Source organism: Pseudoxanthomonas mexicana, assembly GCF_001556105.1.
Lineage (GTDB): Bacteria > Pseudomonadota > Gammaproteobacteria > Xanthomonadales > Xanthomonadaceae > Pseudoxanthomonas_A > Pseudoxanthomonas_A mexicana_A.
Map to the genome: position 1 here is coordinate 80,304 of NZ_LSIF01000073.1, position 24,359 is coordinate 104,662.

23 protein-coding genes are annotated in these 24,359 nt (G+C 66.6%); 18 read left to right on the forward strand and 5 right to left on the reverse strand.

Annotation, left to right across the window (positions count from 1 at the left end; genetic code table 11):
• Nucleotides 1-27: 27 nt before the first annotated feature.
• Together AX730_RS13140 and hemC are read left to right on the forward strand one after the other, a co-directional pair.
• Entirely contained in the window at nucleotides 28-759 is a 732-nt protein-coding gene (locus tag AX730_RS13140) for a LytR/AlgR family response regulator transcription factor (protein ID WP_062357240.1), read from the forward strand.
• Nucleotides 760-796: 37 nt separating this feature from the next.
• Nucleotides 797-1,705 (forward strand): hydroxymethylbilane synthase, encoded by a 909-nt coding sequence (hemC, locus tag AX730_RS13145; RefSeq protein WP_062357242.1) that lies wholly within the window; start codon nucleotides 797-799, stop codon nucleotides 1,703-1,705.
• A gap of 30 nt (nucleotides 1,706-1,735) precedes the next feature.
• Here the strand turns inward: hemC and AX730_RS13150 are convergent, their stop codons facing one another.
• A complete protein-coding gene (locus AX730_RS13150; protein WP_062357338.1) occupies nucleotides 1,736-2,503 on the reverse strand; it encodes a DUF481 domain-containing protein in 768 nt (255 codons plus the stop codon).
• A 286-nt stretch (nucleotides 2,504-2,789) separates the two neighbouring features.
• The gene (locus AX730_RS18925) at nucleotides 2,790-3,410 is read right to left on the reverse strand and encodes a single stranded DNA-binding domain-containing protein (RefSeq protein WP_157074244.1); all 621 of its coding nucleotides are present in this window, start codon (nucleotides 3,408-3,410) and stop codon (nucleotides 2,790-2,792) included.
• 280 nt (nucleotides 3,411-3,690) lie between these two features.
• On the opposite strand from AX730_RS18925, the gene AX730_RS13160 reads away from it, so the two are divergent.
• On the forward strand, nucleotides 3,691-4,662 hold the full coding sequence (locus tag AX730_RS13160; protein WP_062357245.1) for a helix-turn-helix transcriptional regulator: 972 nt from the start codon (nucleotides 3,691-3,693) through the stop codon (nucleotides 4,660-4,662).
• Nucleotides 4,663-4,712: 50 nt separating this feature from the next.
• Here AX730_RS13160 and AX730_RS13165 read toward each other — a convergent pair whose 3' ends face one another.
• The gene (locus tag AX730_RS13165; RefSeq protein ID WP_232310258.1) at nucleotides 4,713-5,297 is read right to left on the reverse strand and encodes a lipocalin family protein; all 585 of its coding nucleotides are present in this window, start codon (nucleotides 5,295-5,297) and stop codon (nucleotides 4,713-4,715) included.
• A 137-nt stretch (nucleotides 5,298-5,434) separates the two neighbouring features.
• Between AX730_RS13165 and AX730_RS13170 the strand changes: the two genes are divergently transcribed.
• The 12 genes from AX730_RS13170 to AX730_RS13220 all read left to right on the forward strand — a co-directional run bounded on the left by AX730_RS13170 (nucleotide 5,435) and on the right by AX730_RS13220 (nucleotide 16,865).
• Complete coding sequence (locus AX730_RS13170) at nucleotides 5,435-5,749, forward strand: hypothetical protein (protein WP_062357249.1); 315 nt, start codon at nucleotides 5,435-5,437, stop codon at nucleotides 5,747-5,749.
• 76 nt (nucleotides 5,750-5,825) lie between these two features.
• Entirely contained in the window at nucleotides 5,826-7,943 is a 2,118-nt protein-coding gene (locus tag AX730_RS13175; RefSeq protein ID WP_062357251.1) for a prolyl oligopeptidase family serine peptidase, read from the forward strand.
• A 65-nt stretch (nucleotides 7,944-8,008) separates the two neighbouring features.
• Nucleotides 8,009-10,180, forward strand: coding sequence for a S9 family peptidase (locus AX730_RS13180; RefSeq protein WP_062357253.1), 2,172 nt, complete (start codon nucleotides 8,009-8,011; stop codon nucleotides 10,178-10,180).
• A gap of 318 nt (nucleotides 10,181-10,498) precedes the next feature.
• Complete coding sequence (locus AX730_RS13185) at nucleotides 10,499-10,837, forward strand: YbaN family protein (RefSeq protein WP_062357342.1); 339 nt, start codon at nucleotides 10,499-10,501, stop codon at nucleotides 10,835-10,837.
• 40 nt (nucleotides 10,838-10,877) lie between these two features.
• Nucleotides 10,878-11,087: an LPS translocon maturation chaperone LptM gene (lptM, locus tag AX730_RS18515; protein ID WP_083537896.1), complete on the forward strand. Its 210-nt coding sequence runs from the start codon at nucleotides 10,878-10,880 to the stop codon at nucleotides 11,085-11,087.
• On the forward strand, nucleotides 11,080-11,943 hold the full coding sequence (gene dapF, locus AX730_RS13190) for a diaminopimelate epimerase (protein ID WP_062357254.1): 864 nt from the start codon (nucleotides 11,080-11,082) through the stop codon (nucleotides 11,941-11,943). Before lptM ends, dapF begins: the two co-directional genes overlap by 8 nt.
• Nucleotides 11,940-12,614: a DUF484 family protein gene (locus tag AX730_RS13195; RefSeq protein ID WP_062357256.1), complete on the forward strand. Its 675-nt coding sequence runs from the start codon at nucleotides 11,940-11,942 to the stop codon at nucleotides 12,612-12,614. Before dapF ends, AX730_RS13195 begins: the two co-directional genes overlap by 4 nt.
• A 117-nt stretch (nucleotides 12,615-12,731) precedes the next feature.
• The gene (locus AX730_RS13200) at nucleotides 12,732-13,388 is read left to right on the forward strand and encodes a DUF2625 family protein (RefSeq protein WP_062357257.1); all 657 of its coding nucleotides are present in this window, start codon (nucleotides 12,732-12,734) and stop codon (nucleotides 13,386-13,388) included.
• Nucleotides 13,389-13,470: 82 nt separating this feature from the next.
• A complete protein-coding gene (gene xerC / locus AX730_RS13205) occupies nucleotides 13,471-14,352 on the forward strand; it encodes a tyrosine recombinase XerC (RefSeq protein WP_062357260.1) in 882 nt (293 codons plus the stop codon).
• Nucleotides 14,353-14,426: 74 nt separating this feature from the next.
• Nucleotides 14,427-14,978 (forward strand): ATP-dependent protease subunit HslV, encoded by a 552-nt coding sequence (hslV, locus tag AX730_RS13210; RefSeq protein WP_056879246.1) that lies wholly within the window; start codon nucleotides 14,427-14,429, stop codon nucleotides 14,976-14,978.
• A gap of 67 nt (nucleotides 14,979-15,045) precedes the next feature.
• Nucleotides 15,046-16,434, forward strand: coding sequence for an ATP-dependent protease ATPase subunit HslU (gene hslU / locus AX730_RS13215; protein WP_062357261.1), 1,389 nt, complete (start codon nucleotides 15,046-15,048; stop codon nucleotides 16,432-16,434).
• Nucleotides 16,435-16,526: 92 nt separating this feature from the next.
• Complete coding sequence (locus tag AX730_RS13220; RefSeq protein ID WP_062357264.1) at nucleotides 16,527-16,865, forward strand: zinc ribbon domain-containing protein YjdM; 339 nt, start codon at nucleotides 16,527-16,529, stop codon at nucleotides 16,863-16,865.
• A 20-nt stretch (nucleotides 16,866-16,885) separates the two neighbouring features.
• Here the strand turns inward: AX730_RS13220 and AX730_RS13225 are convergent, their stop codons facing one another.
• The gene (locus AX730_RS13225; protein WP_157074245.1) at nucleotides 16,886-18,109 is read right to left on the reverse strand and encodes a hypothetical protein; all 1,224 of its coding nucleotides are present in this window, start codon (nucleotides 18,107-18,109) and stop codon (nucleotides 16,886-16,888) included.
• A 38-nt stretch (nucleotides 18,110-18,147) separates the two neighbouring features.
• A complete protein-coding gene (locus tag AX730_RS13230; protein WP_062357268.1) occupies nucleotides 18,148-18,603 on the reverse strand; it encodes a nucleoside deaminase in 456 nt (151 codons plus the stop codon).
• 135 nt (nucleotides 18,604-18,738) lie between these two features.
• Between AX730_RS13230 and AX730_RS13235 the strand changes: the two genes are divergently transcribed.
• The 3 genes from AX730_RS13235 to AX730_RS13245 all read left to right on the forward strand — a co-directional run bounded on the left by AX730_RS13235 (nucleotide 18,739) and on the right by AX730_RS13245 (nucleotide 24,196).
• A complete protein-coding gene (locus AX730_RS13235; protein WP_157074246.1) occupies nucleotides 18,739-20,364 on the forward strand; it encodes a metallopeptidase domain-containing protein in 1,626 nt (541 codons plus the stop codon).
• 305 nt (nucleotides 20,365-20,669) lie between these two features.
• Nucleotides 20,670-22,274, forward strand: coding sequence for a metallopeptidase domain-containing protein (locus AX730_RS13240; RefSeq protein WP_157074247.1), 1,605 nt, complete (start codon nucleotides 20,670-20,672; stop codon nucleotides 22,272-22,274).
• Between the two features lie 209 nt (nucleotides 22,275-22,483).
• Nucleotides 22,484-24,196, forward strand: coding sequence for a metallopeptidase domain-containing protein (locus tag AX730_RS13245; RefSeq protein WP_157074248.1), 1,713 nt, complete (start codon nucleotides 22,484-22,486; stop codon nucleotides 24,194-24,196).
• Nucleotides 24,197-24,359 lie beyond the last annotated feature (163 nt).

Genomic DNA, 24,359 nt, shown 5'->3' on the forward strand with positions numbered 1-24,359 from the left:
CCAACGTTCACCGAGGACGCCTCTGCCGTGAAAGTGGTCATCGCCGACGACGAAGCGCTCGCCCGCGAGCGGTTACGCGCACTGCTTGCCGAACATGCTGGCATCGAGGTCGTCGCCGAGGCCGAGAATGGGCTCGATGCGCTGCAGGCATGCGCGCAGCATCGCCCCGACATGGTCTTGCTCGACATCGCCATGCCTGGCGTGGATGGCCTGGAGGCTGCTCGCCATCTGGCGGCGTTCGATCCGCGACCGGCGGTGGTGTTCTGCACGGCCTACGACGAGCACGCGCTGTCCGCCTTCGAGGCGGCAGCCATCGATTACCTGATGAAGCCGATCCGCCCCGAGCGGCTTGCCGCAGCGCTCGAGCGTGCACGCACGTTCATCGCCGGGCGGGAAAACCACCCACCGGCAGCATCGAGCAGCCAGCCGCGTACCCACCTGTGCGCGCGCCTGCGCGGCAGCCTGCGGTTGATCCCGGTCGACGAAGTGCACTACCTGCAGGCCGAGGAAAAGTACGTCGTGGTGCACCATGCCCGCGGCGAGGACCTGATCGAGGAGTCGCTGAAGTCGCTCGAAGAGGAGTTCGGCAGCCGCTTCGTGCGCATCCACCGCAACTGCCTGGTCGCGCGGCACGAGCTGGTCGAGATCAAGCGCATCAGCGACGGCCATGTGCAGGCCATCCTGCGCCACGGCAAGGTTCCACTTGAGGTCAGCCGCCGCTGCGTGGCCGGTCTGCGCGAGACGGTCAAGGCGCTCTGATCGCCGCGGACGCCGCCCCATGCGGGATAATGCCCGCATGACCACGCTGCGCATCGCCACCCGCAAGAGCCCGCTCGCCCTCTGGCAGAGCGAACACGTCGCCGACCGCCTGCGCGCCGCGCACCCGGGCCTGGTCGTCGACCTGGTGCCGATGAGCACGCGTGGCGACGAAGTGCTGGACCGTTCACTGGCCGCGATCGGCGGCAAGGGCCTGTTCCTGAAGGAACTCGAGTTGGCGATGTTGCGCGGCGAGGCGGATTGCGCGGTGCATTCGCTGAAGGACGTGCCGATGGAGCTGGAAGGGCCCTTCGTGCTGCCGGCGATCCTGACGCGTGCCGACCCCGCCGACGCGTTTGTTTCCCATCAGTATGCCGACGTCGCCGCGCTGCCGCTGGGTGCGCGCGTCGGCACGTCGTCGCTGCGTCGCCAGGCGCAGTTGCGCGCGCTGCGGCCCGATCTCGCGTTGCTCGACCTGCGCGGCAACGTCAACACGCGCCTGGCCAAGCTGGATGCGGGCGACTACGACGCCATCGTCCTGGCCTGTGCGGGCCTGCAGCGGCTCGGCCTCGCATCGCGCATCCGTGCCCGGCTGGATGCGCCGGACTGGCTGCCGGCGCCTGCGCAGGGTGCGGTGGCGGTCGAGTGCCGCGCCGAAGACCCGGGCACGCATGCGTTGTTCGCCGTGCTGGACGATGCCGCCACCCGTGTCTGCGTGGCGGCGGAGCGGGCGATGAACCGCGCGCTGCATGGCAGCTGCCATGTGCCCGTGGCGGCGTTCGCACGGCGCGACGGTGACGTACTCGTGCTGTCGGGACTGGTGGGGTCGGCGGCGGACGGACAGGTGCTGCGCGCCGAAGCGCGCGGCCCGGCCTACGATCCCGATGCACTTGGTCGCCGGGTGGCGGCGCAGCTGCTGGAGCAGGGCGCCGGCGCGTTCCTCGCCTGAGTCGTGCGCTGCGTGATAGGTTGAACGCGCTTACTTGAAGCGGTAGACCACGTTCATGGTGGTCAGCGTGTCGGTCTTCTTGATATCCGGTGCCACGTCGCTGTTGTGGCGGGCCTGCCAGCCGGCCTTCAATGCGAGGTGCGAGTTCATCGTCACCGACACGCCCAGGTCGTTCTGCGCGAACGTGTTGTACCCGCCCGACTCCACCAGCAGCTTGTTGACGAGCTCGGTGTTCTCGCTGAGGGCGTAGCGCATGTCGACCAGGCCACGGCCGATGAAGCCGGCTTCGGTGCGGCCGTCCACGGTGTCGTGGGCACGCCGGTAACCAGGCCCGACCTGCAGGTCGAGATGCGCGCGTTCGTTCTCGATCACGCGGTTGCCGTAGCTCAGGCTGACCGATTGCTGGCGGCTGTAGGTACCGAAACCGTCTTCCTCCTGGCGGACCGACGTGTTGAGCGTGCCGCGATCATCCATCAGGTAGGCGCTGTTGGCCGTCACCGTGTAGCGGTTGGCGGTGGTGCGGCGCTCGCGGACCACGCTGCCGTCATCCTCCGTGCGCATGTACTCCGAGCGCGAATGCAGGCCGAACAGGCTGGCGCTGTGGCGCCAGGCGCCGCCGTCGTTGTAAGTGAGGTCCAGCCGCCCGTTGAAGCTCTCATTGTTGCTGTTGCCGCTGGCGGCCGCGAAGCCCAGTTCGCCCCCGCCGGTGAGGGTCGGGGCCGGCGGTGTGGGTGGCGGCGGTGCGGGGGGCGCTTCCGGGATCGGGCGCACGGCCATCGCGACCACCGGAAGCGCCATGCCGGCCTGCTTGCCGAATCCCTTGCTGGCCTGGGGCGCGCCAACTTTGTCATTGCGCGGCAGCAGGACGTCAGTGGCCTGTGCCTGGGCCGCACCGCCTGCCAACAGGGCAACGGCGAGCAGCGATAGGGGCATCCGGGGGAGCATGGCGGGTCTCTGGGGGAGAGGGTTTGTAATCGGTTACATGGTAGGGAGGCCGCAGCGGTGCGACAACCCAAGTGATTGTTCCGATTCAGGTTTGCGACATGCATTCTGCCATGGGAACGGGTCCGGATCAGGATCGCCGTCACGGACGGCAGCGCTCCCGGTACTCGCGGAGTTCCCATGCCAGGCGCCGCCTTCCGTCGTCGCTGGCGTTCGGCAGCAGGCCGTAGACGTTGTCGTGCATCTGCGGGCAGGGGTCGGTGGTGTAGCCGGGGCCGGCGAGCATCCTGCCGATCGCCTGCAGCGTTTTCTGCGGCGACGGCGGGGCACGCATGCGAAAGCGGCCGTCAGGGGTGCCACCAGGCAATCTCGGAACGCGGCTGGCGGTCAGTCCGGGCTGGAAATCGACGGCCGTCGCCGTTTTCGCGGCCCAGGCCGCACCTTGTGCCAGGTAGTCCGGCGCAGGCTCGGGTGCGGGCACTTCCGAGAGCGGTCGTGCGGAGCGCTGTGGCGACGAGGCACGGCGATGCGTTTCAGGCGCCGGTGGACGTGCGGAGTACGAGGACGCTGTAGGAGGCGCCGGACGGGACGACGTGGGTGGGACAGGTCGTGGGCGCTCGATCCAGCGCACCCGCAATGCCGGCGGACCCGTGCGGTCGCTGGCGTCCGGGAGGGGCGTGCGAAACAGCACCCAGGTGACCGCGCCATGGACCACGATCACGATCACCGCCGCGATGGCGCGGTTCCGGCTTTCCGGTGACATCCTGTCATCTCCGTGTCGCGTGCGCGGAGTCTGTCGAGCCGGAAATGAATGTGGAGTTATCCGTCCACGCGGTGGTCGTGCCGGCGGTTTCCGGACGCGGGCGCCTTGGGTCCGTGCGTTGGGGGCGCCACGGCGGCGAGAACACGCCGCGGCACCAGGCACCGCACGGGCCCAAGGCGCCGTCGGCGCTGGTTCCCCTGTCTCCGTTCCAACGGCGGGCAGGCGACGAAAACGGCCACCCGTCGGTGATAATCCGCGCACGCCCCCTGCCGTGCCGCCCATGGACAAGATCGAACGCATCACCGCCTTGCACCGCATCCTGAAGGCGGCGCGCTATCCGGTCACCGTCAAGCGGCTGCAGGAAGAGCTGGGGTGCTCGCGCGCCACGGTCTACCGCGACCTGGCCTACCTGCGCGATGCGCTGATGGCGCCGATCGAGGGGGATGGCGAAGCAGGCTTCCGCTACCACGCCGCTGAAAGCGACCGCTTCGAGCTGCCGGGTCTGTGGCTGAGTTCGGAAGAGCTGTATGCCTTGCTGGCGGCGCAACAGTTGCTGGTCCGCACCGGTGGCGGGGTACTGTCCGGCGCATTGGCTCCGCTGCAGAAACGCATCGAAGGCCTGTTGGCCGACCATGCCGGCGTCGACCAGTGGCCGGTCGACCGCGTTCGCGTGATCCCGCACCGCGGCCGCACGCTGGACGAAGCCAGCTTCCGATCCGTCGCCTCCGCCGTGCTGGAGCGGAAGCAATTGCAGTTCGAGTACCGCGCGCGGTCCACCGATGAGCGCACCAAGCGCACAGTGTCGCCACAGCGCATCACGCATTACCGCGACAACTGGTACCTGGATGCCTGGGACCACGAGCGCAACGCGCTGCGCAGCTTCGCCGTCGACCGCGTCGGCAATGCAAGGATGGGGGAGGAGCCCGCCCGCGACCTGCCGAACGACGAGCTCAACCAGCACCTGGCTTCAAGCTACGGCATCTTCTCGGGCGAACCGAAGGGCTGGGCGACGATCCTGTTCAGCGCCAAGGCCGCGCGCTGGGTCGCTGACGAGCAATGGCACTCCAAGCAGCAGGGCCGCCACCTGCCCGATGGCCGCTACGAACTGAAGATTCCCTACAGTGTCTCGCGCGAACTGTTGATGGACATCCTGCATTACGGCGCCGACGCCGAGATCATCGAGCCTGCCGTGCTGCGAGAACAGGCCAAGGCGCTGCTGGAGCTGGCGCTGTCGAACTACGAGAAGAAGTAGACCCGTAGCGCGGCGCTTGCTCCGCCGCTACACCGCACGCCTGCTGCGACTCACGGGTCTTTCGGATCGCCGAATCCCGGTGTGCCCACCTGTGCCGGGACCTGCGGGACACGGACCAGCTGGCGGGCATTGATGTTGTGGTCGCGCGCGCGCTTCACCAGGGACTGGTACTGCGCATCGTCCATCGTGGCGTCGCGGGACAGGATCCAGCCCATGTCGCGGCCCGGATAATCGACCAGCGCCCATGAATAATCCGGCGCGACCTCGACGATGCGCCACTTGGCGGGCACCACGCCGACGAACCACAGCGTCCACTCGCGGTTCCCGGAATCGCCCTTGACCGACGCGCGTGCGTCGCGCGCCTGCTCGGGTTGATCGAATCCCTCGCGGTAGTAGTACGTCACGCCGACCTTGTCGGTGTCGCGCAGGGCATAGTCGTAGCGCGCGGCGACATGCCCGCGTTCGGCGAAATACGGAATGTGGGCGACCACGTGCCACGTGCCCATGAAGCGCGGCAGGTCGACGGCGTTGGGCGCTTCCCGCACCGTGCCACGGCTGGCGCAGCCGATCGCCATGCTGGCCGCCAGGGCGAGGAGGGCGATGCGGGCCACGCGGGTAAACAAGGCCATGGACATACGGAACTTCTTCCTGCCTGTCATGCGGACACGCTCGTCATCGGGATGCGATGGGGATGTTAACCGGTGACGTCGCAACCCGTGAGATGCGGGTGTGTGATTGTGACGTCGTACTGACATCACAACGGAGTCCTTCCATGTCCACACGGTCGCTGGCGTCTTCGCATGCGGTTGCCCGGGTTCGCCCCGATGTCCATCTTGATCGCGCGCTGCGCAGGTTGGTGGTGACCGGGCTGGCGCTGGTGCTGCTGGTGCCGCTGGCACGGGCAAGCACTGACTGGCTGGGATGGCTTCCCCTGTGGTTGGTGGGCATGCCGACGACGGCATGGTGGGCGCTGCACCGTTTCCGTCTTCCGCCGGCATGGACGGCGCGTGGCGGACTGCGGCGTCGTCGCGGGCCGCAGGCGCGGCGCGTCCGGGCACTGCGCGGGGCCCTGCCACGGGCGGCCTGACCTTCGGCAGGGGGTGGCCTCCGGGCCTTGTGCTAGCGTGACATGTTCATGAACAGCACTTCCGGAGCCGCTCCCGATGCCCAGACTCACCCATGCCTGCCTGGCCGCCGGCCTTGCCGTTGCGGGCGCCCTGTCCGCCCCCGTCCATGCCAAGGAGGCTGACGTGTCCAACGACCCGTATGCCTGGCTGGAAGACGTCGAAGGCCAGAAGCAGCTCGATTGGGTGAAGGGCGTGAACGCCAAGGCCGAGGCCGAGATCGCCGCGACGCCGGCGTTCCGCAAGCTCGAAGCCGACATCCGCGCCATCCTGGATTCCGACGCCAAGATCCCCGGCGTGCAGAAGATCGGCGACCACTACTACAACTTCTGGAAGGACAAGCAGCACGAACGTGGACTGTGGCGCCGTACCACGCTGGCCGAGTACCGCAAGGCCCAGCCGCAGTGGGAGACCGTGCTCGACCTGGACGCGCTGAACAAGGCCGAAGGCAAGAACTGGGTCTGGCACGGTGCCGACTGCCGCAAGCCCGACTACACCCGCTGCCTGATCGCGCTGTCGCGCGGTGGCGCCGACGCGGACGAGACCCGCGAGTTCGACCTGGTCAACAAGAAGTTCCTCACCGACGGCTTCTACCGTCCCGAAGCCAAGGGCGGCCTGGGCTGGAAGGACGCCGACATGGTCTACGTCTACACCGATTTCGGTGCCGGCAGCATGACCAGCTCGGGCTATCCGCGCATCGTCAAGGAATGGAAGCGCGGCACGCCGCTGGATGGCGCCACCGTCGTCTACGAAGGCAAGCCGGACGACATGTACATCGCTGCCGGGCACGACGCGACCAAGGGGTTCGAGCGCGATTTCGTCAGTCGCACCATCGCCTTCTACAACGACGAGCTCTACCTGCGGGGCAAGGACGGCACGCTGACCAAGGTCGACGCGCCCAACTCGGCGCAGAAGTCCGTCCAGCGCGAATGGCTGGGCCTGGAGTTGCGCGAGCCCTGGACCGTGGGCGGCAAGACCTACAAGGCCGGCTCGTTCCTGGTGGCGCGCTTCGATGACTTCATGGCCGGCAAGCGTGAGTTCGACGTGCTGTTCGAGCCGACCGACACCACGTCGCTGGCCGGCGTGACGCTTACGCGTCACCACGTCGTGCTCAACATCATGCAGGACGTGAAGAATCACCTCAGCGTGCTGACCCACGCCAACGGCACCTGGAGCTCCAAGCAACTGAAGGTCGGCGATCTGGCCTTTGGCGCGATCAGCGCCAGCGCCGTGGACAGCGAAGAATCCGATGCGTTGTGGCTGACCGTCACCGACTACCTGACCCCGACCACGCTGATGCTGGCCGATGCCAGCATGCCGGATGCCAAGATCGAGCCACTGAAGACGATGCCGGCGTTCTTCGACGCGGCCGGCAAGAAGATCGAGCAGCACTTCGCCACGTCCAAGGACGGCACCAAGGTGCCGTACTTCCTGGTGCGCCCGGAAGGCCTGAAGTACGACGGCAGCACGCCGACGCTGCTGTACGGCTATGGCGGCTTCGAGATCTCGATGACGCCCGGCTATTCCGGTGGCGTCGGCAAGGGCTGGCTGGAGAAGGGCGGCGTCTACGCGGTCGCCAACATCCGCGGCGGCGGCGAGTACGGTCCGCGCTGGCACCAGGCGGCGCTGAAGGCCAACCGCCACAGGGCGTATGAGGATTTCGCCGCGGTCGCGCAGGACCTGATCGCGCGCAAGATCACCTCGCCGAAGCACCTGGGCATCCAGGGCGGCAGCAACGGCGGCCTGCTGACCGGCAACATGCTGACGCAGTATCCGGCGCTGTTCGGCGCCGTGGTGGTGCAGGTGCCGCTGCTGGACATGAAGCGTTACAGCCACCTGCTGGCCGGCGCTTCGTGGATGGCCGAGTACGGCAATCCCGACACCGCCGACTGGGAGTTCATCAAGACCTTCTCGCCGTACCATGTGTTCGATGCGAAGAAGGACTATCCGCCGACCCTGTTCATGACCTCGACGCGCGATGACCGCGTGCATCCGGGCCATGCCCGCAAGATGGCGGCGATGATGCTGGATGCCGGCAAGGACGTGCGCTACTACGAGAACATCGAAGGTGGCCACGGCGGTGCGGCGAACAACGCCCAGGCCGCGCACATGAGCGCGCTGGCCTACACCTTCCTCTGGCAACAGCTGACCAAGTAAGTGTCCGGCGCCCCTCCCTTGCGGAGGGGCGCTGCCATTGCATCCCGCATTCCCGGACCCCATCCATGAAGACGACTTCCTTTCTGCTTGCCGCGACCGTCCTGATGAGCACCCCGATCACCTCCGCGCTGGCTGCCAGCGCCACCCCGCCCGACGTGGCCAAGAAGCCGCATGTCGTGAAAGCGCCCCACGGCGCCGAGCGCAACGACGAGTACTACTGGCTGCGCGACGACAAGCGCGAGAACAAGGAGATGCTGGCGTACCTCAATGCCGAGAACGCCTACGTCGATGCGGTGATGGCACCGCTGAAGCCACTGGAGGACAAGCTCTACAACGAGGTCGTCGCCCGCATCAAGCAGGACGATGCCAGCGTGCCGTACCGCGAGCGCGGCTGGTGGTACTACGCGCGCTTCGTGACCGGCAAGGACTACCCGGTGCATGCGCGCCGCAAGGACGGCCCGGACGTGGACGCGGTGTCGATCCAGGCGGCGAACGCGGCCGGCGACTTCGCCGGCGAGCAGGTGCTGCTGGACGTCAATGCGTTGGGCGAAGGCAAGGACTACTACAGCGTCGGCGACTACGAGGTCAGCCAGGACAACCAGCTGCTCGCCTACGCCGACGACACCAACGGCCGCCGCCAGTACACGATCCGCTTCAAGAACCTGGATACCGGCGAAATCCTGCCGGACACCGTGACCAACGCCGAACCGAACCTGGTCTGGTCCAACGACGGCAGCACGCTGTTCTACGTCGACAAGGACCCGGAAACCCTGCTCAGCAAGCGGGTGAAGTCGCACGCACTGGGCACGCCCGCCAGCGCCGACAAGCTGGTCTACGAGGAAGAGGACGACAGCTTCTACATGGGCATCGGCCGCACCCGCGACGACCAGTTCATCTGCATCGGCGTGGAAAGCACCGTGTCCTCGGAGATGCGCTGCACGCCGGCCGCCAGCCCGGGCGTGTTCACCGTGCTGGCGCCGCGCGAGCGCGACGTCGAGTACCAGGCCGATCACCTGGGCGACCGCTGGGTGATCCGCACGAATGCCGACGGCGCTACTAACTTCAAGGTCGTCACCGCGCCGACCGGTTCGACCTCGCGCAAGGACTGGAAGGACTGGATCGCGCACCGCAGCGACGTGTTCGTCGAGGGCATCGAGCTGTTCGACGGCTTCAGCGTGGTGTCCGAGCGCGCCAATGCGCTGGAAAGCCTGCGCGTGGTCAAGGCCGACGGCAGCAGCGATTACATCAAGGCGGACGAAGCGGCGTATTCGATGGGCCTGTCCGCGAATCCGGAAACCGGCACCGACTGGATCCGCTACAGCTACACGTCGATGACCACGCCGGCCACGACCTACGAGATCAACACCAGGACCGGCGAGCGCCGCCAGCTGAAACAGCAGCCGGTGCCGGGCTATGACGCCTCGAAGTACACGACCGAGCGCATGTGGGCACCGGCCCGTGACGGCAAGACGAAGATCCCGGTGACGCTGGTCTACCGCAAGGATGTGGCCCGCGACGGCAAGGCAGCGATGCTGCAGTACGCCTACGGCAGCTACGGCTCGTCGATGGATCCGAACTTCAGCATCACCAACGTCAGCCTGCTGGACCGCGGCGTGGTGTACGCGCTCGCGCACATCCGTGGTGGCCAGGAAATGGGCCGCACGTGGTACGACGACGGCAAGCTGTACAACAAGATCAACACCTTCACCGACTTCATCGACGTCACCGACTACCTGGTGAAGGAAGGCTATGCGGCGAAGGGCCGCGTTGCCGCGATGGGTGGCAGCGCCGGCGGCCTGCTGATGGGCGCGGTGTCGAACATGGCGCCGGAGAAGTACCGGGTCATCCTGACCCTGGTGCCGTTCGTGGACGTGGCGACCACGATGCTGGACCCCAGCATCCCGCTGACCACCAACGAGTACGACGAGTGGGGCAACCCGGAAGAGAAGGGCTACTACGACTACATCCTGAAGTACTCGCCGTACGACAACCTGCAGGCCAAGGCCTACCCGGCGATGTTCGTCGGCACCGGCCTGTGGGATTCGCAGGTGCAGTACTGGGAGCCAGCCAAGTACGTCGCCCGCCTGCGTGACCTGAACACGAGCAAGCAAACCGTCGTGTTCCGCACCAACATGGAGGCCGGCCACGGCGGCAAGTCGGGCCGTTTCCGCCAGTACCGAGAGCGCGCGGAGATGTACGCCTTCATGCTGGACCAGCTGGGCGTGCCGTCGAAGTAACCGCATCGCACGGGTATACGGAGAGCCGGGGAAACCCGGCTCTTCGCGTTTCCGGCCGTTTGGCCGATGGATGGCGCTTCAGGTCCGCCCCGCTATCGCCGATATCCCGGAAGCATCGTCGGTCGGGAGTGGTGGGTCATGGCAACGTGGGGCGCGGTCGTCCGGTCCGCGCAGATCGTATTTGCGCCGTCCGCCATGGATTTGGGGTACAAGGTCGCCGTGCACGACCCATCTCCGCCGCCGCGCGTACTGCCTGACGCGCCACCGCCCACGCGCTTCCGCTGGGCCTGGTGGCTGCTGGCCTATGCCAGCTTGGGCATGGGAATCGTGGGAATCTTCCTGCCGGGTTTGCCGACCACGGTCTTCATCCTGATCGCGGCCTATGCGGCCTCGCGTGGTTCCGAGCGGCTGCATCGCTATCTGGTGACGCACCCGCGCTTCGGCCCGATGATCCGCGACTGGCACCAGCATCGCGCGGTCTCGCGCCGCGCCAAGTGGGCCGCCACGTGGACGATGCTGGGCAGCGCGGTGATCCTGCTCGGCGTGATGCTGTGGACGGGTTCGCACCGCTGGTGGATGGTCGCCCTGCCGATCGTCTGCATGACGACGGTCGCCGTCTGGCTGTGGATGCGTCCCGAGCCGCCGCGCACCGAATGAGCGGCCGCCGCGTTCATCGCGCTGTGGCTATACTCGCGCCATGAACCGGAACGCCCGTCTTGTCCTCGCTGCCGCCCTGATGGCGGTCCTGTCTGCCTGCGGCGCCAAGGGCCCGCTGTTCATGCCGGAAAAGCCGGTCGAAGAGGCGCCGGTCACGCCCGCCGAGAGCACGCCGGCGAGCAGTGATACGCTGCCGGCGGAACCGCCGATCGATCCCGCCACGGTGCCCGCCACCGACGGGAATGGCTGATCCCTCGCACGCGCGGTCCATGGCGATGCGGTTCACCAAGATGCACGGGGCCGGCAACGACTTTGTCGTGCTGGACCTGCGCGATGGCCTGCCGCCGCCTGATGCAATGCTCGCTGCCGCCTTGGCCGACCGGCATCGCGGCGTGGGCTGCGACCAGATCCTGACCATCGAGCCGCCGCGCAGTGCCGGCGCGGTCGCGGCCTACCGCATCTGGAATTCCGATGGTTCGCCTTCGCAGCAGTGCGGCAACGGCGCGCGCTGCGTGGCGGCCTGGTTGGTCCGAGATGGCGCGGCGCACGGCGACACGTTCGAGGTCGACAGCCCACTCGCGACGCATGCCGTTGAGCGCATCGGCGACGACCGCTACGCCATCGCCATGGGTGTGCCCGAGTTCATGCCGGCGCGCATCCCGCTGCTGGGCTTCGATCAGCCGCGTGGCGAGTATGACGTCGACGTGGATGAGGGCCTGCGCCTGCGCTTCGGTGCGGTATCGATGGGCAATCCGCATGCCGTCATCGAAGTGCCGTCCATCGACGCTGCACCGGTCCAGCACTATGGCCCGTTGCTGCAGCGCTCCCGACACTTTCCGGAATCGGTCAACGTCGGTTTTGCCGACGTCGTGGCGCGCGATCGCGTGCGCCTGCGTGTGTACGAGCGCGGCGCGGGCGAGACGCTGGCCTGCGGCAGCGGCGCCTGTGCCGCCGCGGCGGTGCTGATCCGCCGGGGGCGCGTGGACCGTGACGTGGCGGTGGTGTTGCCCGGTGGCGAGCTGCGCATCCGCTGGCCGTCCGACGATGCACCGGTCATCATGTCAGGACCGGCGGCGTTCGTATTCGAAGGGGAATGGAAAGCATGAGTGACACACAGGAGAAGCTGGGCGCCCACGAAGTCGCGGCCTGGTTGCGGCGGCACCCCACCTTCCTGAAGCAGTTCCCGGACCTGGCGTTGAGCATGGTGGTGCCGCGCGACGAAGGCCCCACGGCGTCGCTGGCGAGCTATCAGCTGGACGTGCTGCGCGACAAGAACCGTGAGCTGTCCAAGCGCCTCGGCGACCTGTTTGCCAACGCGCAGGAAAACGAGCGCCTGGCGGTGCGTACCCATCAGCTCGCGCTGACGCTGATGAAGCAAGGCACCGCCGCCGACACCGTGCGCGCGATGGCGGCGTCGCTGGCCGAAGATTTCAACGGCGACCGCGTCAGCATCGTGCTGCTGCAGCCGGTGGCCGGGCTGGAGGACAGCGAGTGGCTGCAGGTGGTGCCGGCGGACAATCCGCACATGGCGCCGTTCCGCGACTGCCTGCGCGACGGTGAGCCGATCTGCGGCCGCCTGCAGCCGGAGAAGCACGTGCTGCTGTACGGCGCGCGCGCCGAGGACGTGGCGTCGTCGGCGTTGCTGCCGCTTCCCGGCATCGGCCTGGTCGCCGTCGGCAGCCGCGACGGCAACCGCTTCTATCCCGGCATGGGCACGTTGTTCCTGCGCATGATGGGCGAGACGCTGGTGACGGCGCTGAAGCGGTTCGATGGTTGAGTGGAGGCTCGCGCCTCCTGTGGTCATTCCAGCGAAAGTTGGCATCCAGGTTGATCTTGCTTGTTGGATGCCGACACGACAGCCCTTATGCGTCAGCCGTAGTCCTCGAGATAACCCATGCGTTCACTGGAGGAACTGATCAATCTGGACGATCCGGGAATCGATCTCGTCAGGAAGTGGGTCAGGCAGGCCAACGTTGATTGCGAGATCTTGGATCCATCGGATTTCGCAGATGAGACGCTGCTGAATCTTCAAGTGACTACGCGATCACCCATGGGCGCCATCGCCCACGACACCGGAGGCCTGTTGATACAGCGTGGTTGGTTGCGCTTCCTGGGATCGGGTAGCCCCACGCTCCAGCGCCGGATCGACCAGTGGAACGGCAGTCGCTCATCTGGCTATTTGCTGGTCGCAGACGATGCCGTCGGCGGTCTTTTTGCACTCAACGGAGGAGCGCTGGGGGAGGATCTTGGCAACGTCTACTATTCCGGTCCGGATGACACTGGCTGGTTGGCCTTGAAGACGGGATATTCGGATTTCCTCGCGTCGATGCTTAGCGGAGGTATTGACGGCTTCTACCAAGATCTTCGTTGGAAAGACTGGCAGTCCGATGTGAACTCTCTTTCTGCTGATTCTGCTTTCATTTTCTATCCGTTTTTGTGGAGCAATGAGGGTTCCGTGGAACATTCGGTGCGGGGCGTTGCGCCCATGGACGAGGTTCGTGATCTCAAGATGGACCTCATGCGCCAGTCGTTTCGACGCGACGGTCAGTAGTCCATTTGGACTGGAGCTTGTTTGAGGATTGTTTGGTTCGGGCACTGGATACCGGCTTTCGCCGGAATGACGGGTTATCGGAATGCACGCAGTCGCCGACTTCCTGGCGCATCTCCAAGTCGAGCGCCGTGTCTCCGCGCACACGCTGGATGCGTATCGCCGTGACCTCGCCGCGCTGACGGAGTGGGCGCAGGCCCAGGGCATCGCCGCGTTGACCGACATCCACACGGAACAGCTGCGCGGCTTCGTCGCCAGCGAGCACCGGCGTGGCCTGTCACCGAAGAGCCTGCAGCGGCGCCTGTCGGCCTGCCGCAGCTATTACCAGTGGCTGCTCAAGCACGGTCGCATCGCTGCCAGTCCCGCCGCCGCGCTGCGCGCCCCCAAAGCGCCGCGCAAACTGCCGCAGGTGCTGGACGCGGACGAGGCCGTCAGGCTGGTGGAGGTGCCGGTCGATGCGCCGCTGGGCAAGCGCGATCGCGCGCTGCTGGAACTGTTCTACTCGTCCGGCCTGCGCCTCAGCGAACTGTGCGCGCTGCGCTGGCGCGACCTGGACATCGCCGGCGGCATGGTCACCGTGCTGGGCAAGGGCAACAAGGAACGCAAGGTGCCGGTCGGCTCGCATGCGCGCAACGCGCTGGGGGAGTGGCGACAGGAACGGCCAGCGGCGAACGAAGCCTTCGTGTTCCCCGGTCGCGGCGAAGGTCCGATCTCGCAGCGCGCCGTGCAGATCCGCATCAAGCAGCTCGCGCAACGGCAGGGACTGTTCAAGCACGTACACCCGCACATGCTGCGCCACAGTTTCGCCAGCCACATCCTGGAATCGTCCGGTGACCTGCGCGGCGTGCAGGAACTGCTCGGCCACGCCGACATCGCCACCACCCAGATCTACACGCACCTGGACTTCCAGCACCTGGCCAAGGTGTACGACGCCGCGCACCCACGGGCGAAGCGCAAGAAGGGCTGAACCGGTACGCCGAAGGTCATGCTTGAACCCGGAACCGGCGTCCCCACCTCTGTGGGAACACCCCGGAGGCCTCCATGGACCCCAGCCAGAATCCCAACGTCTTTCACGCCACCACCATCCTGTCCGTGCGTCGCAACGGCCATGTCGCCGTTGCCGGCGATGGCCAGGTAACGCTGGGCCACACGGTGATGAAGGGCAACGCGCGCAAGGTGCGTCGTCTCGGTCGCGACGGCCAGGTGCTGGCGGGCTTCGCCGGCGCGGCGGCCGATGCGTTCACGCTGTTCGAGCTGTTCGAAGCCAAGCTGGAAAAGCATGGCCAGCTGACGCGTGCGGCGGTCGAACTGGCGAAGGATTGGCGTACCGAGCGCCGCCTCGGCAAGCTCGAGGCCCTGCTTGCCGTCGCCGACAAGGAAACCTCGCTGATCATCAGCGGCACCGGCGACGTCATCGAGCCGGAAGACGGCATCATCGCCATCGGCTCCGGTGGTTCCTACGCCCTGTCTGCGGCGCGCGCGCTGCTGGCGCACACCGAGCTGGACGCGAAGTCCATTGCCGTCGAGTCGCTGAACATCGCCGGCGATATCTGCATCTACACCAATCGCAACGTGGTGGTCGAAGAGCTCTGACGCTCGGGCCGCCGCAATGCTCCGGCGATCGAGCCGGGGCGGTTCCCCCTCCCAAGAATCCAATGCCATGACCGAGAACACATCGTCCACCATGACGCCGCGCGAGATCGTGCAGGAACTCGACCGCCATATCGTCGGCCAGCACGCCGCCAAGCGCGCCGTCGCCATCGCGCTGCGCAACCGCTGGCGCCGCATGCAGCTCGATGCCGGGCTGCGCAACGAAGTGATGCCGAAGAACATCCTGCTGATCGGCCCCACCGGCGTCGGCAAGACCGAGATCGCGCGCCGCCTGGCCACGCTGGCCAATGCCCCGTTCGTGAAAGTCGAAGCCACGCGTTTCACCGAGGTCGGCTACGTGGGCAAGGACGTCGAGCAGATCGTGCGCGACCTGGCGGACACGGCGGTGAAGATGTACCGCGAACAGGCCAAGGCGCGCATGCGCACGCAGGCCGAGGAGCGTGCCGAGGACCGCATCCTCGATGCGCTGCTGCCACGCCGCGATGCGGCCGGCGGCAACGGCTTCGGTTTCGGTGCGGCCACGACGACCGTCGACATCGGTGCCGAGCCCTCGTCGAAGGAGTCAGAGACCCGGCAGAAGCTACGTCGCCAGCTTCGCAGCGGCGACCTGGACGACCGCGAGATCGAACTGGAACTGGCCGCCAATGCCGGCGTCGACATCATGACGCCGCCCGGCATGGAGGAAATGGGTCAGCAGCTGCGGCAGATGTTCTCCAACCTCGGCGGGCAGAAGACGCACAAGCGCACGGTGACCATCAAGGCGGCACGCCCGCAACTGATCGAGGAAGAGGCGGCCAAGCTGGTCAACGAGGACGACATCCGCGCCGCCGCCATCGAGTCGTGCGAGCAGCACGGCATCGTCTTCATCGACGAGATCGACAAGGTCGCCAAGCGCAGCGGCAACATGAGCGGCGCCGACGTCAGCCGTGAAGGCGTGCAGCGCGACCTGCTGCCGCTGGTGGAAGGCAGCAACGTGTCGACCAAATACGGCACGGTGAAGACCGACCACATCCTGTTCATCGCCTCGGGCGCGTTCCACCTCGCCAAGCCCAGCGACCTGATCCCCGAGCTGCAGGGCCGCTTCCCGATCCGCGTGGAGCTGTCGGCACTGAGCAAGGAGGATTTCATCCGCATCCTCACCGAGCCGAAGGCCGCGCTGAGCAGGCAGTACGTGGAGCTGATGAAGACCGAAGGCGTCGCGCTGCGCTTCACCGACGACGCCATCGACCGGCTGGCCGAGATCGCGGCGATCGTCAACGAACGCCAGGAGAACATCGGTGCGCGCCGCCTGCATACCGTGCTGGAACGCCTGCTGGATACGCTGAGTTACGAGGCGCCCGACCGCGACGGCCAGAGCATCACCATCGACCGCGCGTACGTCGATGCGCATCTGGGCGAACTGGTGCAGGATCCCGACCTGAGCCGCTACATCCTGTGATGCCAAGAACCCGCCGCAAGGCGGGTTCTTCGCTTCGGAAGGGCATCGGTCCGTCGGTTACAATCGATGCACCTCTATACGTCCCGGTTTCGATGAGCACGTTGCCTCCCTGCCCCCAGTGCGCCTCCGCCTACACCTACGAGGACGGCGCCCAGCTGGTCTGTCCGGAATGCGGACACGAATGGTCGGCCGATGCACCTGCGGGCGGCGATGACGAACGCGTCATCAAGGATGCGAACGGCAACCTGCTGCAGGATGGCGACACCGTCACCGTCATCAAGGACCTGAAGGTCAAGGGGTCGTCGCTGGTGGTGAAGGTCGGCACCAAGGTCAAGAACATCCGCCTGGTCGACGGCGACCATGACATCGACTGCAAGATCGACGGCATCGGCGCGATGAAGCTCAAGTCGGAGTTCGTGCGCAAGGCGTAACGTGTTTGATGCCACGGCCATCAGCGTGCGTTGGCCACCTTGAGCCGGGTAGCGGAGAGATTCTGCTCGAGCGCAGCGCGATACTGCGGATACAGCGCGTCGAAGTCTTCGAGTACCACGATCGTCACCACTTCCAGCATGTCCTTGTCCAGCATTCGCATCATCACCACGTTGCGGCCGCCCTTGTCGCCCACGGCGTGCGAATAGATCCGGTAGCCGGGAGCCTGGATGTCGTCGAACGGCGCGAAGGTGGTCATGTCCACCCCCGTATCCCCTAGGCGCTCCAGGAAGGGTGGCAGGTAGTCGTCCAGATTGTCGACGGCTTGCCCGAATTCCGGCACCAGCAGGTCGATCTCGAACCGCATGCCCATGCGGTAGCGCAGATCGGTGCGGGGCTCGAGGACGCTGGCGTAGCGGGTGTTCATCTTCGTCTGCTTCCAGCCCTCGGCCGGCTTGAAGGTGTAGGCGAAGCGGCGCTCGTTCTGCTTGAGTACCGTGGATACCTTGGGGACTTCGCCGCCACGGCCTATCGAGGCCGCCATCGCATGCAGCGTATCGGTACGGAACAGGTTGCCCACGAGCTGTGTCGCGATCCCCTGGGCCATCTGGGGGTAGGCATCGACGAACAGCGCACGATCACCGGGAGCATGGTCGATATGCTTCTTGGTCATTCCATTCTGCGCGGCGACACCTTTCAGCAACTGCTTGCGATCGCTGGTTTCGTATACCCGATAGCGGATGGTCGCCATCGGCGCAACATCGTCGCTCCGGGTCGCCATCAGGTTGAGCATCGACAAGCCGCTGAACACTTCCTCGATGGTGATGACATAGCGGTAGCCTGCTTGGGCGGCGGCTGTCCCCAGCTTCTCACCCGGCAGGAAGCGGTCGACATCGGTCGTGGCTTCGATCATGAACATCGGCGAGCGCTGTCCGAAACTCTTGCGCAAGGCCTCCTCGAGGACGGCGTAGCGGTCGTAGCCCACCAGCGTGGCGTCGAGCTGCGCGCCCAGCGTGTCGCTGCGCTTGCGCAGGTTGGCACTGTTGGCGATGGCTGCGAAGGGGATCAGCAGTCCTCGGGTGAACTCGCCATCGGTCGCGAAATACACCTTGGACGGCGTGGGGGTCTGCGGGAACACCACCAGCACTTTCACGTCCTTTGCGCCGTCTTGGGCATGAACCGCGCTTGGCAGCAAGGCAAGGGCAACGGCGAGCAGTGCACTGAGCAAGGCGGGGAAGCGGGGCATGAGCGTCCTATGAAGGGAGGGCTGGGAGGATGTGCCTGTCAGTCCTCGCCGATATCCTCGTTCCACACCTCGGGATTGGCGCGGATGTAGCCGCCGAGGAGCTCGATGCATTCCTGGTCTTGCAGGTCGATGACGTTCACGCCGGATTCGCGCAGCCAGTCGATACCGCCCTGGAACGTCACCGATTCGCCAACGACCACCGTGCCGATATTGAACTGGCGCACCAAGCCGCTGCAGTACCAGCACGGTGCCAGCGTGGTGACCATGATCGTGTCGCGATAACGGCGCTGGCGGCCCGCCTTGCGGAACGCATCGGTTTCGCCGTGTACCGACGGATCGCCTTCCTGCACGCGGCGGTTGTGGCCGCAGCCGAGCAGCTGGCCGTCCTGGTGGTAGAGGGCGGCGCCGATGGGGATGCCGCCCTCGGCGAGTCCCTGGCGCGCTTCGGCGATGGCGGTATCGAGGAGGGCGCGATAGTCGATGGCATTGCTCATGGGCGGAGGTGGGCCGTGTGGGGGCTCCATCCTAACGCCGGAGAGTGTGATCCGCCGCACGGCACCATCCGTTCGCAGCCGCTAGAACACGAGACGGGGAACATTGCGCCGCATCGGCATGGAGTCGGGACGATCATGGGAATGGAAACGACGGCGGCGATCCGCGGCGCATGGGTGCTTGCGATGGCGCTGGCATGGGGTCTTGTGGCGCCGGGCGACCTGCGTGCGCAGACCATCGAGCAGGGGCTGCTGCAACTGGAATGGGGCGATCCACCGCGCGCCACTGCAGGGCAACCGCGGCTGGCGCCGCGTTTCAATGCGTCGCTGCTGAAGGACGATGGCAGTCGCCTGGCGCTCGATCCCGAACAGGCGAAGCTCGCTGCCGGCGATCTGTATGTGCTGGCCAATCGTCGCGTCGCGGTGGCGTTGGCACCACCCGGGCGCGTGATGTCGTCCGCATCCGCGATCCAGGCCATCGTGCCGGCCGACCGCATCACGCAATCGGGCAAGGTACATCCCGCCAATGCGCGTGTCATGGCAGCGGCGCCGATCAGCGGCACCACGCGCTGGGTGACGCTGATGTGCAAGTTCAGCGACATCGCGGACGAGCAGAAGGACCAGGCCTTCTTCCAGTCCCAGTACGGCGAGGGAGTGGGCCAGTTGGGCCACTACTGGCGTGATGTCTCGTACAACAAGATCAACCTGACGGGCAGCACCACGCACGGCTGGTACGCGCTGCCCAACCCGCGCTCCACCTACGTCACGACCGTGGACGGCAAGGACAAGGCGGATCTCAACAAGCTGTTCGCCGATTGCGCCGCCGCCGCGCCGGAGACTGTCGACCTGACGGCGCCGGTGGGCATCAACATGATGTTCAACGGCAACCTGGACGGCTACGCCTGGGGTGGCCAGAGTTGCGCCACCGTGCGTGGCGCGCGCCTGTGCAAGCGGGTGACATGGAATCCGCCGTGGTCGTTCGGCAACCTGGCGCCGCTCGCGCATGAAATGGGCCACGGTTACGGCCTGCCGCATTCGGACAACTCCGATGGCGATGACGACACCTACGACAATCCATGGGACGTGATGAGCGATGGCTGGGCCAACGCCGTCGCCGACGCCACCTACGGCACGCGCCCGAAGCACATCAACATCTTCCAGCGCCACCGGCTGAGTTGGGTGGATGCACCGCGCCAGCAGATCGTGGGGCTGGGCGAACGGACGACACGCGAGATCGCGCTCGATTACGCGCACCTGGCGAATGCCGCTAACGTGCAGATGCTGGTGCTGTCGCTGTCACCGCAGGCCGATCCCTACGCGACCGTGGTGTACACATTGGAAGCGCGCAAGCGTGAAGGCACCTACGACGGCAACCTGGCGGGCAATGCCGTGATCATCCACAAGGTGGAGCGATCGGGAACTGCCTACAGCATCGACGCCGATGTGCCGCCGGCCAACCGATCGAACAACGAAGGCTCGATGTTCAAGGTAGGCGAGCGCTGGATCACGCCGGAGGCTTCGCACGTGGTCACCATCAAGTCGCAGACCGCGACAGGGTTCGTCCTGGCGGTGAGCCCGCCACGGGTGATGAGCAGTCCGTTGCCGGCGCTGGTGAAGCCGGCCGCGGTCTCTGCGTCGTCCCTGTCATCGACGGAACAATCTGCAGCGACGACGACTGGCAGAGATGCGCGCGATGTACCGCCATCGCGATGCGCGTCCGGACAGGGCGCCAGGGCGTCGTCCTGCGCGGTTCGCGTGCGCTGATGCGTCGGGATTTCTCCTACATGGCCCGGGCAATCCCGACAGTGCATGACGATGTGGTGTCGGGGCCAATTGGTTGATGTTCGCACCAGAATCCTGACCGGCATCGCAGTTCGGAACATCCGGTCGCGAAGCATGTCCTGAGGCCCTGAAGCACCCTCAAGACCTCACATTCCCTGCCGACACCCCGACCATGGCGGCGTCATCTCGACCCGCCGTCGTGAATGGGGTCGCGCGTGATCAAACACCGATCAGCCGGCACGCGCTGCGGGAGCATTCGGGTGCTCTTCGCCGCGGGAATGTCGGTCATGGCCTGCATGCTTCCGAATCTTCCGCTGAGGGCGGAGACGGTGGTGCAGGGAACATTGCAGTTGCAGTGGGCGGATCCACCGCGCGCGCTGCCCGGGCGCGTGCAGGCGGCGCCGCAACTCGATGCCTGGCTGGATATGGGCCCGGGACGACGTATCCCGCTGGATGTCGCGCAGGCCAAGCAGGCCGCAGGTGACCTGTATGCACTGTCCAACCGCCGCGTGGCCGTGTCGTACGGCACGCGTGCGGATATCGCGGCGTCGTCGAAGGTCATGTCCGCATCCGGTGCGCTGGCGTCGATCAGTGCCATCGTGCCCACGGACCGCCTGCCCGAGCGCGCGCTGGCGATGGGTGCCGACGGGCGCGTGATGGCGGCTGCGCCCGTCCTCGGCGCAACGCGCTGGGTCACGCTGATGTGCAAGTTCGCCGACATCGCGAGCGAGCAGAAGCCGCGCAGCTTCTTCCAGGAGCAGTACGGCAATGCGCCGGGACAACTGGGTCACTACTGGTCGGAGGTTTCCTACGGCCAGATCAATCTCGCGGGCAGTTCCGCGCATGGCTGGTACACGCTGCCCAAGCCGCGTTCGTCCTATCTTGGCGACGTCAATGGCAAGCAGAAGGCACAGCTTTCCGAACTCTTCGCCGATTGCGCCGCAGCGGCGGACGCCGAGGTCGATTTCAGTGGCATCCAGGGCGTCAACCTGATGTTCAACGGCGAGCTGGATGGCAACGCATGGGGCGGAGGCGCCTGCACGACCCTGGACGGCGCCTATGCCTGCACGCGCGTGACCTGGAGTCCACCGTGGTCATTCGCCAACCTCGCGCCGCTGGCGCACGAAATGGGACACGGCTACGGGCTGCCGCATTCCAACAACTCCGATGGCGACAGCGACACCTACGACAATCCCTGGGACGTGATGAGCGATGCGTGGCGGAATGCCACCAGTGACGCCACCTACGGGCTGCTGCCGAAGCATCCGAACATGTACCAGCGCGAACGCCTGGGCTGGCTGCCGGCGTCGCGCAAGCGCGTCATTGCCGCCGACAATCGCGAGACGGTCGAGTTCGTGCTGGACGCGGGCAGCGTACTGAAGACAGCCAACACGCAACTCGCCGTGCTGGCGCTGCCGGCCCAGCCGGATCCTTACAAGACGGTGATCTACACGCTCGAATCGCGGCGTCGCACCGGCACCTACGAAGCCAGTCTCGCCGGCGACGCGGTGATCGTCCACAAACTCGAAGACTATGGCATCGCCTACAGCGTCGATCGCGACACGCCGGCCGCCAACTTCTCCAGCAACGAGGGATCGATGCTGAAAGTCGGCGGACGCTGGAATACGCCCGACGAATCGCATTGGGTCGAAGTGGTGTCGGCCACCGCGCAGGGATTCGTCGTGCGCGTCGGTCCGCGCCCGCGTTCGATGAGCTCGCCGGCACCCGTCATGGAGCGCCCGGCGACGGTGGCCGCGGCATCGTCCCCTGCACCCGGCACGGCGTCGTCGCCGCCCGCCGTGGTGCGCGTTGCCCGTGCGGCCCGGCGGGCATGCGTCGCGCTGCCCTCGCTGTTGCGGGCGTCGCCGTTGTGCGCGTTGATCGAGCGTTGATGTCGTCAAGCGTTTGGCGCGCAGGGCTGCAAGTGTCGATGTGATCGCATTCGCGTGTGACAGCGACGACTTCATGACGCATCGCTGCATTCGTATTCATCGCACCGGAGTGCGGGCTGGGGCGCAGACGAAGACGGACCTGCATTCCAGAAACAGAATGTTGTCGCGATAAACGCGAATTCGCTTGCCTCGTTGCGTATCGCTTGTCGATGTCCCCGGTAGTAGCGCAGCACGGCGCGCATTCGGAGAGCGACATGGTGGCGGAACGGCGGGCGACCCGCAGCGCGATCACGCGGGTAGGCATCCTGCTGGCTGGCCTGGCGACGTGCATCGCCGTGGCGGCCGATGCGAAAGCGGACGAGATTGTCCAGGGCGTACTGCAGCTGCGCTGGGGCGATGCGCCGCATGTTCCCCACTCGCGGGTGGACGCCCATGCGCAGGTCGAGGCATGGCTCGATGCCGGGCCCGGCCGTCGTTACCGCCTGGATGTCGAGCAGGCCCGCCGCGCGGCCGGCGACCTGTATGGGTTGTCGAACCGCCGCGTGGCCGTGGCGTATCGCGTGTCTTCGCGCGTGATGGCCGGCGCGAAGGCGTCTTCGATCGCACCGGAGATCAGCGCCATCGTGCCGACGGATACGCTGCCGTCGCGCACGATGGCGAAAAGCGACGCCAGTGGTGGCGGCACTGCGGTGCCGTTGTCGGGCAGCACGCGCTGGATCACGGTGATGTGCAAGTTCGCCGATATCGCCTCGGAACAGCGGCCGCGCGCGTTCTTCCAGTCGCAGTACGGCGATGCGCCGGGACAACTGGGCCACTACTGGTCCGAGGTGTCCTACGGCCGCATCGACCTGGCCGGTAGTGCCGCACACGGCTGGTACACCTTGCCGCGTCCGCGAGCGGCCTACCTGTCCGATGCCGGCGGGCGGACCAGGGCGGACCTGTCGCTGCTGTTCGCGGATTGCGCGGCGCTGGCGGACGCGGACGTCGACTTCCGTGGCGCCCAGGGCGTCAACCTCATGTTCAATGCCGAACTCGATGGCAGCGCGTGGGGCGGGGGTGCCTGCGCCACGCTGGACGGCAGCTACCAGTGCACGCGCGCGACCTGGAATCCGCCGTGGTCCTTCAACAACCTCGCACCGTTGGCGCACGAGATGGGGCACGGCTACGGGCTGCCGCATTCGGACAACTCCGATGGCGATGGCGATACCTACGACAATCCCTGGGACCTGATGAGCGATGCCTGGCGCATGGCGACCAGCGACGTGACGTATGGCCTGTTGCCGAAGCACCTGAACATGTACCAGCGCGAGCGCCTGGGTTGGGTGGCGGCTGCACGCAAGCGCACCATCCCGGCGAACAACGCCGAGACGCACGAGATCATGCTGGATGCGGCCAGCCTGCAAAACGCCGGCGGCGTGCAGCTGCTCATGCTGGCATTGCCCGCGCAGGCGGACCCCTTCACCACCGTCGTCTATACGGTCGAAGCACGCCGGCGCACAGGCACGTACGAAGCGGCACTCGCGGGTGACGCCGTCATCATCCACCGGCTCGAGGACTACGGGATCGCGCGCAGCATCGATCGCGATACGCCGGTCGCCTCGTTCTCCAGCAATGAAGGATCGATGTTGAAGGTGGGGGGGCGCTGGAGTACGCCCGATGAGCGGCACTGGATCGAGGTGGTGGCCCGCACGGATAGCGGCTTCGTGCTGCGCGTGGGGCCGCGTCCCCGCGCGATGAGCGCGCCGACACCGGCCCTGGAGCGTTCCGCGGCCACCGTCGCTTCGGCGCCGGCCGCCGTTGCGGTCCGCACGACCCCGGCTACCCGGCGGGCGCGTCCGGCAAACGTTCCCTCGGCGCGAGCGCGCGCATGCGAGGTCCTGCCGCGTGTGCTGCGACTGCCGACCCTGTGTGCCCTGCTGTAGCGCCGGGCTTGATGGCAGCGGGCCGTGCCGCGGAACGTAGTAGCCGGACACGCGCGGACCGGAGCCTCAAGAGCTTGAACGCGGTCGCAGAATGGATCTGCCGCGGGCCAAGGACCCGTATCGCGTAGCCGCCTTCGGCACGCCATCGCGATATCCCGGGTAG

Coding starts and splice junctions, on each gene's coding strand:
- hemC (WP_062357242.1), top strand. CDS start 797: ATGACCACGCTGCGCATCGCCACCCGCAAGAGCCCGCTCGCCCTCTGG.
- AX730_RS13160 (WP_062357245.1), top strand. CDS start 3,691: ATGGACAAGATCGAACGCATCACCGCCTTGCACCGCATCCTGAAGGCG.
- AX730_RS13170 (WP_062357249.1), top strand. CDS start 5,435: ATGTCCACACGGTCGCTGGCGTCTTCGCATGCGGTTGCCCGGGTTCGC.
- AX730_RS13245 (WP_157074248.1), top strand. CDS start 22,484: ATGTCCCCGGTAGTAGCGCAGCACGGCGCGCATTCGGAGAGCGACATG.
- AX730_RS13200 (WP_062357257.1), top strand. CDS start 12,732: ATGCGTTCACTGGAGGAACTGATCAATCTGGACGATCCGGGAATCGAT.
- AX730_RS13195 (WP_062357256.1), top strand. CDS start 11,940: ATGAGTGACACACAGGAGAAGCTGGGCGCCCACGAAGTCGCGGCCTGG.
- AX730_RS13165 (WP_232310258.1), bottom strand. CDS start 5,297: ATGTCCATGGCCTTGTTTACCCGCGTGGCCCGCATCGCCCTCCTCGCC.
- hslU (WP_062357261.1), top strand. CDS start 15,046: ATGACCGAGAACACATCGTCCACCATGACGCCGCGCGAGATCGTGCAG.
- dapF (WP_062357254.1), top strand. CDS start 11,080: ATGGCTGATCCCTCGCACGCGCGGTCCATGGCGATGCGGTTCACCAAG.
- xerC (WP_062357260.1), top strand. CDS start 13,471: ATGCACGCAGTCGCCGACTTCCTGGCGCATCTCCAAGTCGAGCGCCGT.
- AX730_RS13220 (WP_062357264.1), top strand. CDS start 16,527: ATGAGCACGTTGCCTCCCTGCCCCCAGTGCGCCTCCGCCTACACCTAC.
- AX730_RS18925 (WP_157074244.1), bottom strand. CDS start 3,410: ATGTCACCGGAAAGCCGGAACCGCGCCATCGCGGCGGTGATCGTGATC.
- AX730_RS13175 (WP_062357251.1), top strand. CDS start 5,826: ATGCCCAGACTCACCCATGCCTGCCTGGCCGCCGGCCTTGCCGTTGCG.
- lptM (WP_083537896.1), top strand. CDS start 10,878: ATGAACCGGAACGCCCGTCTTGTCCTCGCTGCCGCCCTGATGGCGGTC.
- AX730_RS13185 (WP_062357342.1), top strand. CDS start 10,499: ATGGGAATCGTGGGAATCTTCCTGCCGGGTTTGCCGACCACGGTCTTC.
- AX730_RS13235 (WP_157074246.1), top strand. CDS start 18,739: ATGGGAATGGAAACGACGGCGGCGATCCGCGGCGCATGGGTGCTTGCG.
- hslV (WP_056879246.1), top strand. CDS start 14,427: ATGGACCCCAGCCAGAATCCCAACGTCTTTCACGCCACCACCATCCTG.
- AX730_RS13225 (WP_157074245.1), bottom strand. CDS start 18,109: ATGCCCCGCTTCCCCGCCTTGCTCAGTGCACTGCTCGCCGTTGCCCTT.
- AX730_RS13230 (WP_062357268.1), bottom strand. CDS start 18,603: ATGAGCAATGCCATCGACTATCGCGCCCTCCTCGATACCGCCATCGCC.
- AX730_RS13150 (WP_062357338.1), bottom strand. CDS start 2,503: ATGGCGCTTCCGGTGGTCGCGATGGCCGTGCGCCCGATCCCGGAAGCG.
- AX730_RS13180 (WP_062357253.1), top strand. CDS start 8,009: ATGAAGACGACTTCCTTTCTGCTTGCCGCGACCGTCCTGATGAGCACC.
- AX730_RS13240 (WP_157074247.1), top strand. CDS start 20,670: ATGGCCTGCATGCTTCCGAATCTTCCGCTGAGGGCGGAGACGGTGGTG.